At 63.4% G+C, this 16,757-nt stretch carries 11 protein-coding genes; 5 read left to right on the forward strand and 6 right to left on the reverse strand.

Annotated features, from left to right (window positions below; all coding sequences use genetic code 11):
* Nucleotides 1-32 precede the first annotated feature (32 nt).
* From rfbC to rfbD, 3 genes are read left to right on the forward strand one after another with little or no spacing between them, the layout of a single operon-like run.
* Nucleotides 33-635 (forward strand): dTDP-4-dehydrorhamnose 3,5-epimerase, encoded by a 603-nt coding sequence (rfbC, locus tag AAA969_RS12425; protein WP_338246373.1) that lies wholly within the window; start codon nucleotides 33-35, stop codon nucleotides 633-635.
* Nucleotides 632-1,693 (forward strand): dTDP-glucose 4,6-dehydratase, encoded by a 1,062-nt coding sequence (rfbB, locus tag AAA969_RS12430; RefSeq protein ID WP_338246374.1) that lies wholly within the window; start codon nucleotides 632-634, stop codon nucleotides 1,691-1,693. The genes rfbC and rfbB overlap by 4 nt, the downstream gene beginning before the upstream one ends.
* Nucleotides 1,690-2,601, forward strand: coding sequence for a dTDP-4-dehydrorhamnose reductase (gene rfbD, locus AAA969_RS12435; RefSeq protein ID WP_338246375.1), 912 nt, complete (start codon nucleotides 1,690-1,692; stop codon nucleotides 2,599-2,601). Before rfbB ends, rfbD begins: the two co-directional genes overlap by 4 nt.
* Here rfbD and AAA969_RS12440 read toward each other — a convergent pair.
* The 6 genes from AAA969_RS12440 to AAA969_RS12465 all read right to left on the reverse strand — a co-directional run bounded on the left by AAA969_RS12440 (nucleotide 2,579) and on the right by AAA969_RS12465 (nucleotide 14,998).
* Nucleotides 2,579-3,547: an NAD-dependent epimerase/dehydratase family protein gene (locus tag AAA969_RS12440; RefSeq protein ID WP_338246376.1), complete on the reverse strand. Its 969-nt coding sequence runs from the start codon at nucleotides 3,545-3,547 to the stop codon at nucleotides 2,579-2,581. The genes rfbD and AAA969_RS12440 overlap by 23 nt on opposite strands.
* Nucleotides 3,548-3,767: 220 nt before the next feature.
* Nucleotides 3,768-9,266, reverse strand: a complete 5,499-nt coding sequence (locus AAA969_RS12445; RefSeq protein WP_338246377.1) for a cadherin domain-containing protein — start codon at nucleotides 9,264-9,266, stop codon at nucleotides 3,768-3,770.
* A gap of 260 nt (nucleotides 9,267-9,526) precedes the next feature.
* Nucleotides 9,527-10,876 (reverse strand): TolC family protein, encoded by a 1,350-nt coding sequence (locus AAA969_RS12450; RefSeq protein ID WP_338246378.1) that lies wholly within the window; start codon nucleotides 10,874-10,876, stop codon nucleotides 9,527-9,529.
* 5 nt (nucleotides 10,877-10,881) lie between these two features.
* Nucleotides 10,882-12,195: an HlyD family type I secretion periplasmic adaptor subunit gene (locus AAA969_RS12455; RefSeq protein ID WP_338246379.1), complete on the reverse strand. Its 1,314-nt coding sequence runs from the start codon at nucleotides 12,193-12,195 to the stop codon at nucleotides 10,882-10,884.
* Nucleotides 12,195-13,889: a type I secretion system permease/ATPase gene (locus AAA969_RS12460; RefSeq protein WP_338246380.1), complete on the reverse strand. Its 1,695-nt coding sequence runs from the start codon at nucleotides 13,887-13,889 to the stop codon at nucleotides 12,195-12,197. The genes AAA969_RS12455 and AAA969_RS12460 overlap by 1 nt, the downstream gene beginning before the upstream one ends.
* Nucleotides 13,890-14,029: 140 nt before the next feature.
* Entirely contained in the window at nucleotides 14,030-14,998 is a 969-nt protein-coding gene (locus AAA969_RS12465) for a KpsF/GutQ family sugar-phosphate isomerase (RefSeq protein WP_338246381.1), read from the reverse strand.
* A 371-nt stretch (nucleotides 14,999-15,369) separates the two neighbouring features.
* Between AAA969_RS12465 and gpmA the strand changes: the two genes are divergently transcribed.
* Nucleotides 15,370-16,101, forward strand: a complete 732-nt coding sequence (gpmA, locus tag AAA969_RS12470; RefSeq protein WP_338246382.1) for a 2,3-diphosphoglycerate-dependent phosphoglycerate mutase — start codon at nucleotides 15,370-15,372, stop codon at nucleotides 16,099-16,101.
* Complete coding sequence (gene ribD / locus AAA969_RS12475; protein WP_338246383.1) at nucleotides 16,098-16,721, forward strand: bifunctional diaminohydroxyphosphoribosylaminopyrimidine deaminase/5-amino-6-(5-phosphoribosylamino)uracil reductase RibD; 624 nt, start codon at nucleotides 16,098-16,100, stop codon at nucleotides 16,719-16,721. Before gpmA ends, ribD begins: the two co-directional genes overlap by 4 nt.
* Nucleotides 16,722-16,757: the final 36 nt, after the last annotated feature.

Consider the following 16,757-nt stretch of genomic DNA (forward strand, 5'->3'; position numbering starts at 1 on the left):
CAATCCCGAAAGAGCGTGAGAGATCGAGCACCATGCCCAATACCGGCTTCGACATCACCGAACTCGGCCTCGCCGATGCGAAGCTCGTCCGCGGGCCAAAATTCGATGATGACCGCGGATACTTCGCAGTCACAGCAAATGACGAGGCTTTCGAGGCGCTTGGGATCGGACGCCGCTTCACTCAGGACAATCAGTCCTTCTCGCACACCGCCGGGACAGTGCGGGGTCTTCACTACCAGTTGCCGCCCTTTGCCCAGGCAAAGCTTGTGCGGGTTTTGACTGGCAGCATTCGCGACGTAATAGTCGACGCTCGTATCGGCTCGCCCACCTTCGGCGAACATGTCTCCGTGACATTGTCCGCGGAGAGCGGCCAACAAGTCTACGTTCCACGAGGTTTTCTGCACGGTTTTATGACTCTGGAACCCGACACCATGGTGCTCTACAAGGTCGATAATGCCTTTGCGCAAGGCCATGATAGAAGCGTGCAGTGGAACGATCCCGATCTGGCGATCCAGTGGCCTGAGGTAGGAGGCAGCCCCACACTGTCAGAGAAAGACCGGCACGCGGCACGCTGGGCCGACCTCGGCGAGCCGTTCACATACGGTGAGACTGAATTGGATTGCGCTCAACGATGAAACTTCTGATCACCGGAGGCTGCGGCTTCATCGGCTCTGCCGTAGTACGCTTGGCTTTGGCGCGCGGGCACGAGGTGTTCAATCTGGATGCCCTTACCTACGCCGCCAATCCGGCCAATCTGTCCGGCGTTGCCGATCTGCCGGCCTACACCTTTGCAAAAGTCGACCTGCGTGACGCGGCGGCAACCGCCGATGCGGTGCGGCAGGCACGGCCGGATGCCGTCCTGCACCTTGCGGCAGAAACCCATGTCGACCGCTCGATCGACGGGCCCTTGGCGTTCATTGAAACCAATGTTGCCGGCACCGCAAACTTGCTGCAGGCCGCCCGTGCGTACCGGGACAGCCTGCCCGTTCAGAAACAGGGTGACTTTCGCTTTGTGCACGTGTCGACCGATGAGGTCTATGGCGCGCTGGGCGCTGAAGGTCTCTTCACCGAGACATCGGCCTACCGGCCCAACTCGCCCTATGCCGCGTCAAAGGCCTCCTCGGACATGCTCGTGCGGGCATGGGGCAAGACCTATGATCTGCCCGTCCTGATCACCAATTGCTCCAACAATTACGGTCCCCGCCAATTCCCCGAAAAGCTGATCCCGATGGTGATCCTGTCCGCCTTGCGCGGGGTAAGCATCCCGGTTTACGGCGCCGGCGAAAACGTAAGGGACTGGTTGTTCGTGGAGGATCATGCCGAGGCGCTGCTCGCAGTACTGGAAGAAGGGCGGCCCGGCGAGGTCTACAATATCGGCGGCGACGCCGAGTGCCGGAACATCGACCTCGTCGCGCGCCTGTGTGCCTTGCTGGATACGGCACGCCCGGCAACCCGGCCGTACGCGGAGCAGATCGCCTTCGTGACCGACCGGCCGGGACATGATTTCCGCTATGCGATCGATGCCGGAAAGATCCAGACCGAACTTGGCTGGAGACCGTCAACCGCCCTTGATGTTGGCCTCGCCAGGACTGTGCGATGGTATCTCGACAATGAAGCGTGGTGGCGCCCGATCCTGGACGGCCGATACGGGCAGGAACGTCTCGGGACACGGCTTTCGATCCCGCCGGTATGACGGTGCGCCGCCTCCTCGTCTTCGGTCGATCGGGACAACTCGCCACGGCCCTGGGCCGACTTGCGGATCCGGCGATCTGGGACATTGCCCTGGTCGACCGCACGATGGTCGATTTCTCGGAGCCCCGACAGGCCTTGTCCGCCCTTCGGCAGCAGCCGGATTTCGATGTCGCTATCAATGCTGTGGCTTGCAATGATGTCGACGGCGCCGAGACCGACGCGCGGGACGCTCAGACAGTCAATTGCGAGACCCCCGGCTTGCTCGCCGAGCACTGCGCCGCGACAGGCCGCCCCTTCCTGCATGTCTCGACCGACTTCGTTTTCCGCGGCCGACCGGGCGGCGGTTACGTGGAGACCGATACACCACACCCCCTGAACGCCTACGGGCGCAGCAAACTCGCGGGCGAGCGCCGGGTCCTCGACGCCGGAACGCGGCACGCGGTATTCCGGACGGCCTGGGTTTATAGTGCTGACCGCCGAAACTTTGTCACAGCGATGCTGGACCTTGTCGGCAGACAGGAGCGCGTTCGGGTTGTCGCGGACCAGATCGGTAATCCGACCTTCGCCGACGATCTCGCCCTGGCACTGCTGAAAGCCGCCGGCGTTCTGGACCGAAGCGAGGCGAAGGGCGGATTGTTTCACCTCGCCGGCACCGGACAGACCAGCCGCAGTGCGTTGGCCGAGCGGGTTTTTGAGCTTGCGGCTCCGCTACTTGGGAACGGCCCGGCGGTTGAACCGATTACGTCAGATGACTGGCCGACGCCGGCAGTCCGTCCCACCGATGCGAGCCTGCGATCTGACAGCTTTGCCACGACCTTTTCGCATCAGATGCCGCACTGGGAGACCTCCCTGCCGACTGCGGTCCATGCCTGGTGCCGCAACGCGCTCAGCGCGCGCGCCAAACCTTGAACCACTCGGCAAAGGCCTTCAGGCCGGCCTCGATCCCGACCGACGGCTTGTAGCCGTAATCGGCCTCGAGCCGACTGGTATCCGCACAGGTCCGCGACACGTCACCGGGCTGCATGGGCAGCATGATTTTCTCGGCTTCGACACCGAGCTCACGCTCGAGGGCCTGGATCATGTCCATAAGGCGGACAGGCGATGACCCGCCAATATTGTAGACCGCGTGCCGGCCGCGGGCCGGGCTGTCCGCGAGGATTCGCGACAACGCTTCAATGATGTCATCAATGAAAGTGAAATCGCGCTCCATGTCGCCATTGTTGAAGACCTTGATGGGGCGTCCCTCCATCATGGCTTCGGCGAACAGCCAATAGGCCATGTCGGGTCGACCCCAGGGTCCGTACACGGTGAAAAAGCGCAGCCCTGTCGCCGGAATATCGTAAAGATTGCAATAGGCTGCCGACATCAACTCGTCCGACCGTTTGGTCGCCGCGTAAAGCGAGTTCGGCGATGAGGCGGGGTCGCTTTCGCGGAATGGCACCGCCGAGCGCTCGCCATAGACCGAGCTGGACGAGGCGTAGACGAGATGATCGAGCGCATCGCCGAGGTGGCGGGCAGCCTCCAGAATCGACAGATGTCCCAGAAGGTTGGAACGCGCGTAGGCGAAGGGGGCCTCCAGCGAGTAGCGCACACCGGCCTGGGCACCCAGATGCAGGATACGCCCGGGTCGCACATCCCGAACCAGACCCAGGACGGCGCTGTCGTCTGCCAGGTCCATTTTCTCGAACCGGAAACCGGGAAAACGGGCAAGCTCGTCGAGACGCGCCTGCTTCAGGGCCGGATCGTAATAGGCGTTGAGATTGTCGATGCCGACGACATCTTCTCCCGCCTCAAGCTGCGCCTTGGCGGCATGATAGCCGATGAAGCCAGCCGCTCCCGTCACCAGTGTTGTCAAGCCGCGGCCTCCTCGGCCTTGCATGCGTGTCGCCGACTATTTCGGAGTCCTGCGGACAACAGCGCCAGCCTCGTCAAATCATGTCTCTGGAAATCAGGTTTAGCCCGAAGACCGGGCCGCGTGACAGCCCCGGTCACACAGTCAGGGCCAGCGGACTCGATTTCCGCTGGCCCTGACCGGGTATGTTGGGGGAGTCGGCGCACCGGCTCCCCGTCTGCAATCAGGCCCACCCGTCAGACGCATCATCCGACAAGGTCAGCATCTGGGCTTCCCGCGCATCGAACAGCTCCGAGAAATGGTCGTCCGGGAAAGCATCAAACCCGGTCGCACCGATCGCTTCCGCCTGCGCAACAGCAAGGCCCGCGGCCGATGGCAGAGTCAGCCCCTCGAACACAGGATGCCCCTTGTCCGACTGAGCCTGGTAGGCCGCATCCGGCTCAATCTCATGATTGGCGAGTGCCTCCCAATACACGCCTCGCGGAACACCAACCAGAAGGGCGTCCGGGCCGACATTACCGCGGGAATTGCCGTCATCATGAGACAGGGTTTCCAACAGGGCGAGATCGTCATCGCTCAGATGCGGATAGATATGCGGCTCATGCCCACCATCCTTTTCATCGGCACCGAGGTCCGACATCACCGGATGATCCCAGTCGTCGCTGACAAAATGCGAGTCCGACGGCGCCAGCGCCGGCAGGTTGTCCGGGTCCAGCCCCTCGCTGCCGGAGAAGTCCGGGTCCCCGAAATACTCCGGGTTGCTGGTGCCACCGTCATAGAGAATGCTCTCGACACTGATCAGCTCAACGACACCATCGGGCGTTCCGGCGCGATTGTCGGTCACGACCGTATTGCCCGAACCGTTTGTAGTGATGGTGTAGTCGGTCGACGCGCCCGAGAAGACAGCCGTGTCATTGCCGCTACCGCCATTGAACACATCGGATCCGCCGGAGGCGTAGAAGCGGTCGGCACCGCCACCACCGGTGAGCGTATTGTTCGCATCATTGCCGACAAACACGTCATTGCCGTTGCCACCAATGGCATTCTCGATGACCGTGCCGCGGGCAATACCGATATTGCCGTCACGCCCCATCAGGCTGGAATAGGCCTGCTCGCGCAGATCGAAGATCTGGTTGGCGCCGGAACCGGAATAGTCGAGCGTATCGATCCCGCCGGTATCAAAGATGGTGAAGCTGACCGGATTGCTGAAGGCAGTGGCATCGAAGATCGTGTTGCCGGCATTCGAATTGTAGCCGTAGGTCGTATCGCCACCGCGAGTGGTGGTCGAGCCACCATACATATCGAGCACCGCAATGATATCCGCGACCTGCGGCCCGATCACATATCCGAAATCGGCAGTGATGAAGGTGTTCTCATTCTGTGAGAAATACGACATCACCGAAGCTTGCCAGGAGTCATTGAGGTAGATGGCATCCACGGCATAGTCGGCAGACCCGTCATAGGGTCCGCCATGACCAAGGCCGAGGGCATGGCCGATCTCGTGGATGTAGGTCTGGAAGGAATAGCCATCCAGATTAGTCCCGTAGGTATCCAGCCACGCCGTGCCGACATTGACACTGGCGGAGGTGATAAAGCCACCTGAGACAGTATCCGGGCCGGCAAATGCCCCCTCTTCGTCATCGTCAAACGTAATGTTTCCACCGGCCACGACTTCGTTGAACTGGATGCCGGTGATGTCTTCCCACAATTGCAGGGCAGCACGGGCCAGGATCTGACCGGGTCCGGTCAGGGCGGTGATGTTGACCGTGATGATGTCGCCTGCCGCGCGATCCCATTGCAGGCCACCGAAACCGTTGGCGTCCAGATAGTCGCCGATTTCCTGATAGTTCCACGCCGTCAGCGGGTCGGTATGACGAACCTGCAGCGTGTACTGACCCGTGAGGTTGGCACCACTACTCGGCTCGTAAGCGCCGACCGACACGTAGTAGGTGCCGGACGTCGTCGCCGTGAAACCGAGGCGGGAGTCGGTGTTGACGCCCAGCGTGATATCATCGTTTTCCGCCAGCAGGTCCCCTGACCCGTCGTAGAGACGCAGATAGGTATCAGTCAGCTCGGTCCCGGCACCGCCTGATCCGAACGCATCGAACTGGTAGCGCTGTCCCGCCTCGAGCGTGATTGCGACCCAGTCGCGGTCACCAGCGACCTCCAGCTGTCCCGTATAATCGCCGCCGGAGACCATGGCGATCTGCGTAGAAGCAGACTCGGGAACATCAGCCCCCTCAGCGCTGACATTGCCAACGGTGATTGCCACGTTCTGGCTGTTGGAATTGGTGCCATCAGAAGCGACGACCGTAATGTCATAGACATTATCGCCGCCAGCATCGCTCGGAGCTTCGAAGTCCGGCGCCGTGAGGAAGCTGACTTCACCACTTGCCGCATCAATGGAAAACAGGGCGGCGTCCGTCCCGGAGATCGAATAGGTGATGGTGTCACCCTGAGGATCCGTTGCCCGCGCGACATAAGCCGAGCTCTGATTTTCCGAGACCGTCTGACTGGCCCCCGAGTTGAACACAGGAGCATCGGCCTCGTTCACATTGGTCACGGTAATCGCAACGTTCTGCGTGTCGGTCAGCGCGCCGTCTGACGCCACCACCGTAACGTCATAGACATTGTCGCCGCCACTATCGGCCGGATTTTCGAAATCGGGCGCTGTCAGGAAGCTGACCGCACCTGTCGCGCTGTCGATCTGGAACAGCGCCGCGTCCGTACCGGTCAGGCTGTATGTGATCGTATCGCCTTCGGCGTCCGTCGCGGTCGCCGTGTAGACCGTGCCGGTGACATTCTCTGCCGTGGTCGCGGTTGCGCCGGATGTGATGACCGGAGCAACGTCGTTCTGGTTGAGGACCGAGATCGCCACGCCTTGTGTATCGGTAACCGTGCCATCCGATGCGATGACGTTGATCTGATACACATTGTCGCCATTCGCGTCGGTCGGCGCCTCGAAGTCGGGCGAGACTAGGAAGCTTACCGCCCCGGTGACCGAGTCGACGCTGAACAGCGCAGCATCCGCTCCGGAGATCGAGTAGCTGATCGTGTCGGCATCGCCGTCCGTCGCGGCGATCGTATAGACCACGCCGGCGCCATTCTCGTTAAAATTCGCGGTGGCGGCGGACGTGATGACGGGCGCCGCGTTCACGTTGTTGACGGTCACGGTCAGGTTCTGCCCCGTCGAGACCGTACCGTCTGATACCTGCAGCACCAGCTCATAAACATTGTCGGTGTCGGCATCCGCCGGATTTTCGAAGTCCGGCGGCGTGATGAAGCTAAGCGCGCCGGTCGTGGCATCGATCTGGAAGAGCGCCTGATCGGCCCCGCCGGAGATCGAATAGGTCAGCGTGTCGCCATCAGCATCCGTGGCGGTCGCGGTGTAGAAGCTGCCCGCCGTGTCCTCGTCGACCGCATCGGTCGTGGCCGAGGTAAAGACCGGCGAGAACTCGTTCAGGTTGGTGACTGAAACCGCCACGGCCTGCGTCCCGGTATTGGTACCGTCCGACGCATTGATGATGATGTCATAGACATTGTCGCCATTGCTGTCGGCCGGAGCCTCGAAGTCAGGCGGCGCAAGGAAGCTGACCGCGCCGGTCGTGGCATCAATCGAGAACAGGGCGGCATCCGTACCGGTGAGCGAATAGGCAATTGCACCGGATTCCGGGTCTGTCGCGGTCGCCGTGTAAACGACACCCGCCGCATTCTCTGCGACCGAGGCCGTGGCGGCCGAGGTCACAGCCGGTGTTTCGTCGACATCATTCACCGTCACAAGAACGGTCTGTGTGGCAGTCGTGTCGCCATCATTGGCGCGCACGACAACGCTGTAGACATTATCGCCATTTCCATCGGCCGGGGCCTCAAAATCAGGCGGCGTGACAAATGTGAGCGCACCGGTGGCGCTATCGATGACGAACAGGGCGCTATCGCCGCCAGAGCCAAGAGAATAGGTGACGGGGTTATTGTCCGGGTCTACCGCGACTGCGGTATAAACCGTGCCCGTCGCGTTCTCGTCAAAGCTGGCTGTCGTGCCCGACGAGAACACTGCCGGACCCTCGTCGACCGCATCGACCGTGATGGCGACGGCCTGGACGGTCGAATTGGTACCATCCGAGGCTGAGACGGTGATCTCATAGACATTATCGCCGTCGGCGTCGGCCGGATTCTCGTAATCCGGGGCAGCAAGGAAGCTGACCGCTCCGGTTGCCGCATCGATAACAAAGAGCGCTGCATCGGCACCGCTGAGGCTAAAGCTCAAGGTATCCCCTTCGGGATCCGTAGCTGTCGCGGTATAGACGGTTCCAGCCGTATTCTCGTCGACCGCAACAGCGGCGGCCGATGTGATCGTCGGCGATTCATTAACATCATTCACCGTCACAAGAACGGTCTGCGTCGTGGTCGTATTGCCATCATTGGCGCGCACGACAACGCTGTAGACATTATCGCCATTGCCATCGGCCGGGGCCTCGAAATCAGGCGGCGCAATGAAGGTGAGAGCACCGGTCGCACTGTCGATTGCAAACAGGGCGCCGTCGCCACCAGAACCGAGCGAGTAGGTGATGGTGCTGTTGTCGACGTCTGCGGCAACCGCGGTATAGACCGTGCCCGTCGCGTTCTCGTCAAAGCTGGCCGTGGTGCCGGAGGAGAAGACAGCGGCGCCCTCATCAACCGGATCGACCGTGATGGTGACCGCCTGGCTGATGTCATTGGTGCCGTCGGACGACGCCACGGTGATTTCATAGGCATTATCGCCATCGGCGTCGGCCGGATTTTCAAAATCCGGCGCGGCGACAAAGCTGACCTCTCCGGTCGCAGCATCGATCGCGAACAGGGCCGCATCGGCGCCGCCAAGGCTGTAGGTCAGCGTCCCGCCTTCCGGATCGGTCGCGGTCGCGGTGTAAACCGTGCCGGTGGTGTTCTCGTCGACCGAGACAGCCGCCGCTGAAGTAAAGGTCGGCGCCTCATCGACATCGCCAACGCTGATCGTGACGGTCTGGTCAGTCGTATTCGTGCCGTCAGAAGCCCGAATGGTGATCTCATAGCTGTTGTCGGCACCCGCATCGGTCGGGTTTTCGAAATCCGGCGGCGCGTTGAACGTCACCGCACCGGTCGAGGAGTTGATCGAGAAGAGCGCTGAATCAGCGCCGCCAACGATCGAGAAAGAGATCGAGTTACCGTCGGCATCCGTTGCCGTGGCGGTGTAAACCGTGCCGGTCGTGTTTTCGTCGACACTGGCCGTCGTGGCAGAGCTGAAAACCGGTGGGTTGGTATTCGGGGGCGGTGCGGGCGGGGGGGTCGATCCGCCGCCACCACCGCCGCCGGCCGCGGCACCGATCAGCCCGGCACCACCGAGCAGGCCGAGGACGGCAGCGCCGCCTCCGCCGCCTGCCGCGGCTGCCGCGCCGGCAAGGGCATTGGCCTCAATGGCCGCATCGGCGAGGTAGACAACACCATCGACGACCGAGACATCCTCGGCCGCGATCAGGACCGTCCGACCATCCGCCATGATGAGCTGGACCGAGCCATCAGCGCCCATTTCGACGCGTGACACACCTTCAAGATCGGAAATCGGTGAGAATCCGCTCGGTGGCGTTGCCGCGCCCGGCTGGGCCTGAGCCCCACCGGCCAGCAGCACGGCGCCGCCGGTTGCCAGAGCCGTGGACAGTAGCAGATTGCGTGTAGTGGATGGCCGATTGGCCTTGTTGGCAGCTGGCATGATGGATATCTCCCGACGTTTCACAATTTCCACCCATTCGTCGGGCCCGCCGGGATCGAAGCATCGATCCATGCCGGGAATACCGCCCGATTTATAGATAGTACGTACTTCCTCACGAGCCGGATTGAAAACAACCCCGCCCAACCCCGCATGGAAACCAACTGGTTTCCAGCGTGCCGCCCGCGCCAACGCGGCCCACACGCAATGTACTTCTCTCCCCGAGCCGCACGGCTCTACCGTTCATGACGGCCGCACGCACGTCAAGGCACATCCGTCATCGATCCCCGGTCTTCGCGAGGTACCGGCGTTCGCGCCGTCAATGCCATGAGTTCGAGCTGCTGGCGCAAGAGCGAGTATCGGGCGCCGATGACATCCAACTCGGCGCGTTCATAGGCCAGCCGAGCGTCAATCAGGTCCGGCAAGGTCCCCAGACCGAAATCGAACTCGCCGGAGATGGCATCAAAATACTCATACTGGGAACGCGCGACCGCTTCCCGGCGCACCAGCTGGGCGCGTAGCGAGATGGAGCGGCGAAAGGCAATCTCGGCCTGCTCGCGCAAATCCCGCTGCAGCGACCGCAAGCCGCTTTCTTCCTGGGCCATGCGCGCCACCGCCCGGTCACTGCGGGCCTGCAAGGCTTCGCCGGTATAAAGCGGGACCGAAACATCGACACCAAGGCGATCACGCGCGCCCCAGGTCTCGCTGAAATCATCGTAGACATAGGAGGCAATGCCGACCGCCTCGATGACCGGCAGGCGACTGCGCCGGGCACGCTCGCGCTGCGCATCGAGCACCCGCACCGCTTCGGCCTGGGCCGCGATCCCGGGATTCTTCGACAGGGTGTGATCAACCGCGTCATCCACGGTAACGATACCTTCAAGCGCCCGGTCCAGATCCTCGGCCGCGGCATCGGCGCCGCACAGGGCACCGGGTGCATAGCCGGTATATTCCCGAATACGGGTTTGCGCCCGATCGCGCATGAAGCTGAGCTCCAGGGCATCGGCTTCGGCCTCGGCGAGCTGGGCTTCAATCTGCGCACGGTCAGCCCGCGTCGCGCCGCCGGTCGCCAGGAGCGACTGCACAGCGGAGCGTTGGCGCTCGAAATAGTCGCGCCGGTTGGCGATCACATCAATCATCGCGGCGGCTTCCAGATGTGTCAGATAGGCATCTGCGAGACGACCGGCGGCCTCGATCTGCTGATAGCGGAGTTCATAGGCGCGCTGATCAATGGCGCTGCTGGCCGCTTCCATTGCGTAGTGTGAATCGCCGAAATCATAGAGGCGCTGAGACAGGCGAAGCCCGACCTGGTTCTCGATCTGACTGCCCGTCAAACCACTGTCGCCGGCAGCTGAGCGCCCGAAGGTAGACAGCTGCGGCAGGCGCAGGGACTCGGCCTCCCGGTAATCAGCAGCGGCCTCGTCCTGCCGCGCCAGAGCGCCCGCGACTTCTGGCGCGCGCTCGGCAGCAATCCGCAAGGCGGCCTCGAAAGACAGACAGGCGCCGACCGGCTCCTCATCCTGCGACAGGGCAGCCGATCCGAGCGCAGTGATCGCGCACAGAGCCGCTGCAATCGTGGAACAGGGCCGGACAGAGACGCGAGACACTTTCATGAACCTCACCCGGTCCGCGCGCCGCGAAATAGCGACTCGCTGATCGGTTCGAAGAGATAGTCGAGCGTCGTCCGGCTCGACCCCGAGAAGATGAAGACTTCCACCGGCATTCCGGGGATCACATCCAGATCACCAAGGCGCGCGGCTTCCTCTGCCGGAATGCGGATGCGCACCTCATAATAGGAAACACCGGTATTCTGATCGGTCTTGAGGTCGGCACTGACACTGATCACCTCGCCATCGAGGCGCGGCGTCATCCAGCTTTTGTAAGCGGTCAATCGCGTCCGAACGGCCTGGCCCTCATAGACCGAGGCGCGGTTGGCGGGCTGGATACGCACCGAAACGGTCATTTCACCGGCGGCGGGAACGATTTCGAGAATCGCCTCCCCAGGGCGCACGACGCCGCCGCGGGTCGCGAAGCGGGAATTGAGGACTTCACCGGCCACCGGCGCAACAACGACGGACCGGTTGAGGACATCCTGGGCCGCCGAGAGACGTTCACCGGCCTGCTCGAGCTGACTGCGGACCTCAAGCTGGTCTGCGGATATCTGGCGCAGGAAGGCAGCTTCGGTCTGGGCGATCTGACCGTCGAGGTCCTGCTCAAGCGTCGCCGCCTGCTGGGCATCCGTACGCAGCCGCGAAATATCGGCCTCCAGGGCCGCAACATCGCGCTCCATGCCGCGGACTTCATCGAGCCGGGCCATCTGTCGCTCATAGCGGTCCCGCAGCAGCGAACGCTGATCCTCTGCTGCGGCCAGCACACGCTGGGTGACCCGGATCTGCTGCGCCTGGAGCTCACGCGACGACCGTGCCCCGTCCCGGCGCGCGGTCAGAACCGCTATATCAGCCTCAAAAGACTGTTTTTGCTGTCGAAAAAGGTCGCCCTGTCGGGTCACGACAGCAACACGCTGCGCCGCGCTGAGGCCCAGCTCGTCGAGCGGCGAGAAGTCCGGCTCGTCCAGACCGTCGCGCAGCGCCGCCAGGCGTTGCTGCGAGCCGGTCAGGGTCGCGATTTCCTGGAGCAGCTCATCACGGACCGCCAGCGATGCGGTCTCCTGCAGCGTCAGTAGCGCCTCGCCAACCTCGACCCGATCGCCATCGCGGACAAGAAGCTCCTCGATGATACCGCCCTCGAGATGCTGGACGACCTGCCGGTCGTTCTCGACCACGACCTGCCCGGCTCCCGGAACCCCTTCGGCCAGTGGCGCCAGACCGGCCCAGGCCAGAAAGCCGCCCAGCCCGATCAGGCAGACCAGCGCCGAGCGTCGCACGAAGGGGTCACCGAGAATTCCAGCCTTGGACGACGCCTGCGACTCCATCAGGCCGCACCCCCGCGACCCGAGACGGTCGCCCCGGCGCCCGGCCCCGTGGCGAGCTTGAGAAACTGCTCCGCCGGGGCGGCCATGACATCCCCATTGCGGACCAGAAGGACAGTCTTGGCGCGCTCGATCACACGACGATCATGGGTTGCGGCAAGAATAATAGCGCCGCGCTCGGCAGCCTGACGCAAGGCATTGACGAGCCCCGGGGCCGCAGCCGCGTCAAGATTGGCGGTCGGCTCATCAAGGAGCAGCAGGACCGGGTCTCCGAAGAGCGCGCGTGCCAGGCCGATCATCTGGCGCTGACCGGCCGATAAATGGGTCCCGCCAGGGCCGACACGCGTATCGTACCCATCCGGCAGGGCGAGAATGGCCTCATGGGCGCCGGCCGAGCGAGCCGCGGCGATGATGGCATCAGGCTCGGCATTCCCGAGCCGGGCGATATTCTCGCCCACCGTCGCCGGCAAAAGCTCAACATCCTGCGGCACATAGCCGATATGGCGGCCACGATCAGGACCAGGCCAGTCGTGCAGATTGCGCCCACCCAGACTCATGGAACCGGACCCGGGCTGCCAAGCCCCGGCCAGTGTTTGAAGAAGCGTGGTCTTTCCAGCCCCGTTGCCGCCCGTCACGGCGATGAGCTGGCCACCGGATGCGCTCCAGCTGAACGGACGGATTTGCGGCGCCTCGGCGCCCGGCACGGCAACGGACAGGCGATCCAGGACAAGGTCCGGCGCGGGACGGGGCAGCGGGGTAAAGCGGGGCTCGGCTTCGGTGCCGTCCAGCCGCTCGGCCAGACCCTTCCAGGCCGACCAGGTCTGGATCGTGTTGCGCCATCCGCCGACGATCTGGTCAATCGGCCCGAGCGTGCGCGCCAGGATGATCGAGGAGGCGACGATCGCTCCGGGGGAAATTTCCTGGCTCAGGGCAAGGGCTGCACCGCCGCCCAACACGGCGATCTGCAGGACCTGACGGGTGGAGCGCGATATGGCGGAGAACTTGCCGTCATCCTTGGCCGCATCCATCGAGACGTCCTGCCCCGCATCCTGGGTAGCGCGCCAGCGCCGGTAGGCTGCAGGCACCAGACCCATGGCCGCCATGGCTGAGCGCTGGCGCTCCAGCCCGGCGGCGAAATCGCTCGCGCTGCGCAGGGCACCCTGCGAGAACTGCCCGGCCTGACGCGTCGTCAGCTCGGCGGTAACGGCCACGCCGAACACAATCGCGGCCCCGACCAGTCCGATTACGCCGAGGACAGGGTGGATCAGGAACAGGACAACGAGAAAGAGCGGGGCGAAGGGCAAATCCGCGAAAGCCATCAGGCTGCCCGATTGCAAGACCGACTGCACTCGCTGGATTGCCCCGAGATCACGCGACAGCTGCGGTGATCCGGAGTCTGTTTCGAAGCGGGCAAAAACCAGCGGCACGAGCAGCTTGTCGAGTTCGCGGCCCGCGAGCGCGCTAACCCTGCGTCGACCGGCCTCGGCGGCACCATAGACACCCAGCAGGAAAACTGCCAGCACCGACAACCAGATAAGCGTGTCGATGGATCCCGACGAGAGGACGCGGTCGTAGACCTGCAGCATGTATAACGGAGAAACTAGCAACAACAGGTTGGAGGCGAGCGAAAACCCCGCCAACGCCGCGATGTGCGGGCGAAGACGCTGCCTGACCTGCAAGCCTAGGGGTTCCTGCATACTCACTCCAACCAGGCTGCGATGCTCGCATCACATCCACAAGATGATCACGGCATCTGCCCAACCTATAGACAGGAAGGATAGCGCCCGCCTTGCCCTTTCACCAGTGCCGACAGGGAAATCTGTGTAGAAACCGGATACTATTTCAGTCCGACCCGCAGCAAATCATGCAGGTGCAAGATCCCGGCCGGTCGGTTTTCGGCATCGACGATGAAGAACTGGATGATCTTGGGCTGACCGGCCGTCATGATCCGCAGGGCGTCGGCCGCCAGCATGCCGGCACTGCCGGTCCGCGGACTGCGCGTCATCACATCTGCGGCCCGCTTGTCGACCAGTCCGGCCCCCATATGCCGCCGCAGGTCGCCATCAGTAATGATTCCGACGAGCCGCCCCGCTCCGTCGACGATGCCGGCACAGCCGAAGCTCTTGGTCGTCATCTCGATGAGCACATCGCTCATCGGCGCATCGACCCCGATCAGGGGCATGGCATCACCCGCATGCATGATGTCACCGACGCTGGCAAGCGCGGCGCCAAGCGCCCCGCCGGGGTGAAAGGTCTTGAAGTCAGCGGCGGTGAAGCCGCGCGCTTCCAGAAGGGCTACGGCAAGGGCATCGCCGAGGGCCATCATCAGGGTGGTCGACGTGGTCGGCGCGCGGGTTTCGCCGCAGGCTTCCGGGGCTGGCGGGATGGCGAGCAGGAAGTCACCGGCCCGGCCGAGCGTACTGTCCGGCTCCGCGGTCATCGCGATAAGGGGCACGCCGAACCGGCGGCAATAGGCGATCAGGTCGCCAAGCTCGCGGGTTTCGCCCGACTTGGACAAGGCCAGCACGGCATCACTACCGGCAATCATGCCGAGATCGCCGTGGCTCGCCTCGGTCGGGTGGACGTAATAGGCGGGCGTCCCGGTTGAGGCGAGGGTCGCCGCGATCTTCCGGGCAACATGTCCGGACTTGCCGATACCGGCGCAGATCAGTCGTCCCTCGAGCGAACGCAGGCGCTCGACCGTGGCAGCAAAATCTGCAGAAATCGACTGTTCAAGGGCGTCCATGCCCTCACGCTCTATCGCGATCACGCGACGGGCGGAGTTGACGGGATCGATATCGGGCATGCCGGCTCCTCGCAGTCAGTCAGGACAGGAATGCCCTTCACAGGGATGACCCCATAGCAGAACCGCGCACATCCGGGGAAGGGATGTGCGCGGCTGGCACGGCGTGAGTCGACAAGGCCCTTTGGGGACAAAAAAACCTCGGATCCAGCCGCCGTTCATCGGGACGCTTGCGTCAGCGCCTGAGCCTGGGCTCGAATGGTCGAGCCGGACCCGCCCCGAAAAATAGGGTTTTCTTATACCACAAAGCCGTCGCTTCGCGAGAGTCATTTGATGGGCCGCTTCGTCAGACCCGTTCTCCGGCCGACTGCCTTGCCCTGCAGGCCTTCACAAGCTATCGCTGCGCGCGACGGGACATTTTGGGAGTCGACACCATGCCGCAACTCGCCCTCATCCGGCACGGCCAGAGCGAATGGAACCAGCAGAACCGCTTTACAGGCTGGGTCGATGTCGACCTGACTGACGAAGGTGTTGCCCAGGCCAAGCGCGCCGGCGAGCTGCTGACCGAGACCGGTTTCAAGCCTGACCACGCCTTTGTCTCTGTCCTGAAACGGGCGATCAAGACATTGAGTTTCACCCTCGAGGGCCTCGACCGCCTGTGGATACCTGTCGAGAAGTCCTGGCGACTGAACGAGCGGCACTACGGGGCCCTTGCCGGGCTCGACAAGGATGAAACCCGCGCCAAGCATGGCGACGACCAGGTCAAGATCTGGCGACGGTCCTTCGACACCCCGCCGCCGCCTCTGGACAAGACCCATCCCTACCACCCGCTCAATGACAGCCGCTATGCGGGCATTCCGCCTGAGCAGCTGCCGGCTTCGGAGTCGCTGAAATCCACACTCGATCGCGTCGAGCCCTATTGGACGACCACCATTCTGCCGCGCCTGAAAGCCGGCGAGACCCTGGTCGTCGCGGCCCACGGCAACAGCCTGCGCGCGCTCGTCAAGCTGCTGTTCAAGGTCTCCGACGCGGATATCATGGAGATCGAGGTCCCGACCGGTAACCCACTCCTGATCGATCTGGCCGATGACGGGGTGACCCTCAAGGCGGCGCGGTATCTCGACCCCGCCCGGGCCAAGGCGCTGCCGCCCATCCCCGAGGCATGAGCGCCACCGACGACGCCCGTTACATGGACCTGGCGCTCGCAATCGCCCGCGCCCAGCAGGGGCGAACGGCGCCCAACCCGGCGGTCGGCTGCGTGCTCGTCAAGGACGGACGCATCCTGTCCACCGGTTCAACCCAGGACGGCGGGCGGCCGCACGCCGAACGCGTCGCACTTGATGCGGCAGGAAGCGCTGCCAGGGGGGCCACGGCCTATGTCACCCTGGAACCCTGTGCCCATCATGGCCAGACCCCGCCCTGCGCAGACGGCCTGATCGTGGCCGGGGTCGAGCGGGTTGTCGTCGCGTGCCGGGACCGATTTCCCCAGGTTGCCGGGCGCGGCATCGCGATGCTGGAAGAGAGTGGTATCCCGGTTGAGATCGGCATGCGCGAAGACGACGCCCTGATGCTCTATCACGGCTTCTTCATGCGCGTTGAGTACGGTCGGCCGCTCGTTCGTGCCGATGGACGCCGCCGGGGCTTTGATGCCGAATTGACAGCGACAACGCTGGAAACCGCGAAGGCAGAAATCCTCGCCCACGGCGCCGCCGGCAGGAACCGGGTCCGGATCGCTCCCGGCCATCCCCTCGCCGGTCAGGACTGGACGACTGTGTTTGTCGACTAGGCGGCAAACAGCCTGTTAACCGTCTTTCCGTAGGCT

This window comes from Maricaulis maris, from assembly GCF_036322705.1.
In the GTDB taxonomy this organism is placed as follows: domain Bacteria; phylum Pseudomonadota; class Alphaproteobacteria; order Caulobacterales; family Maricaulaceae; genus Maricaulis; species Maricaulis maris_B.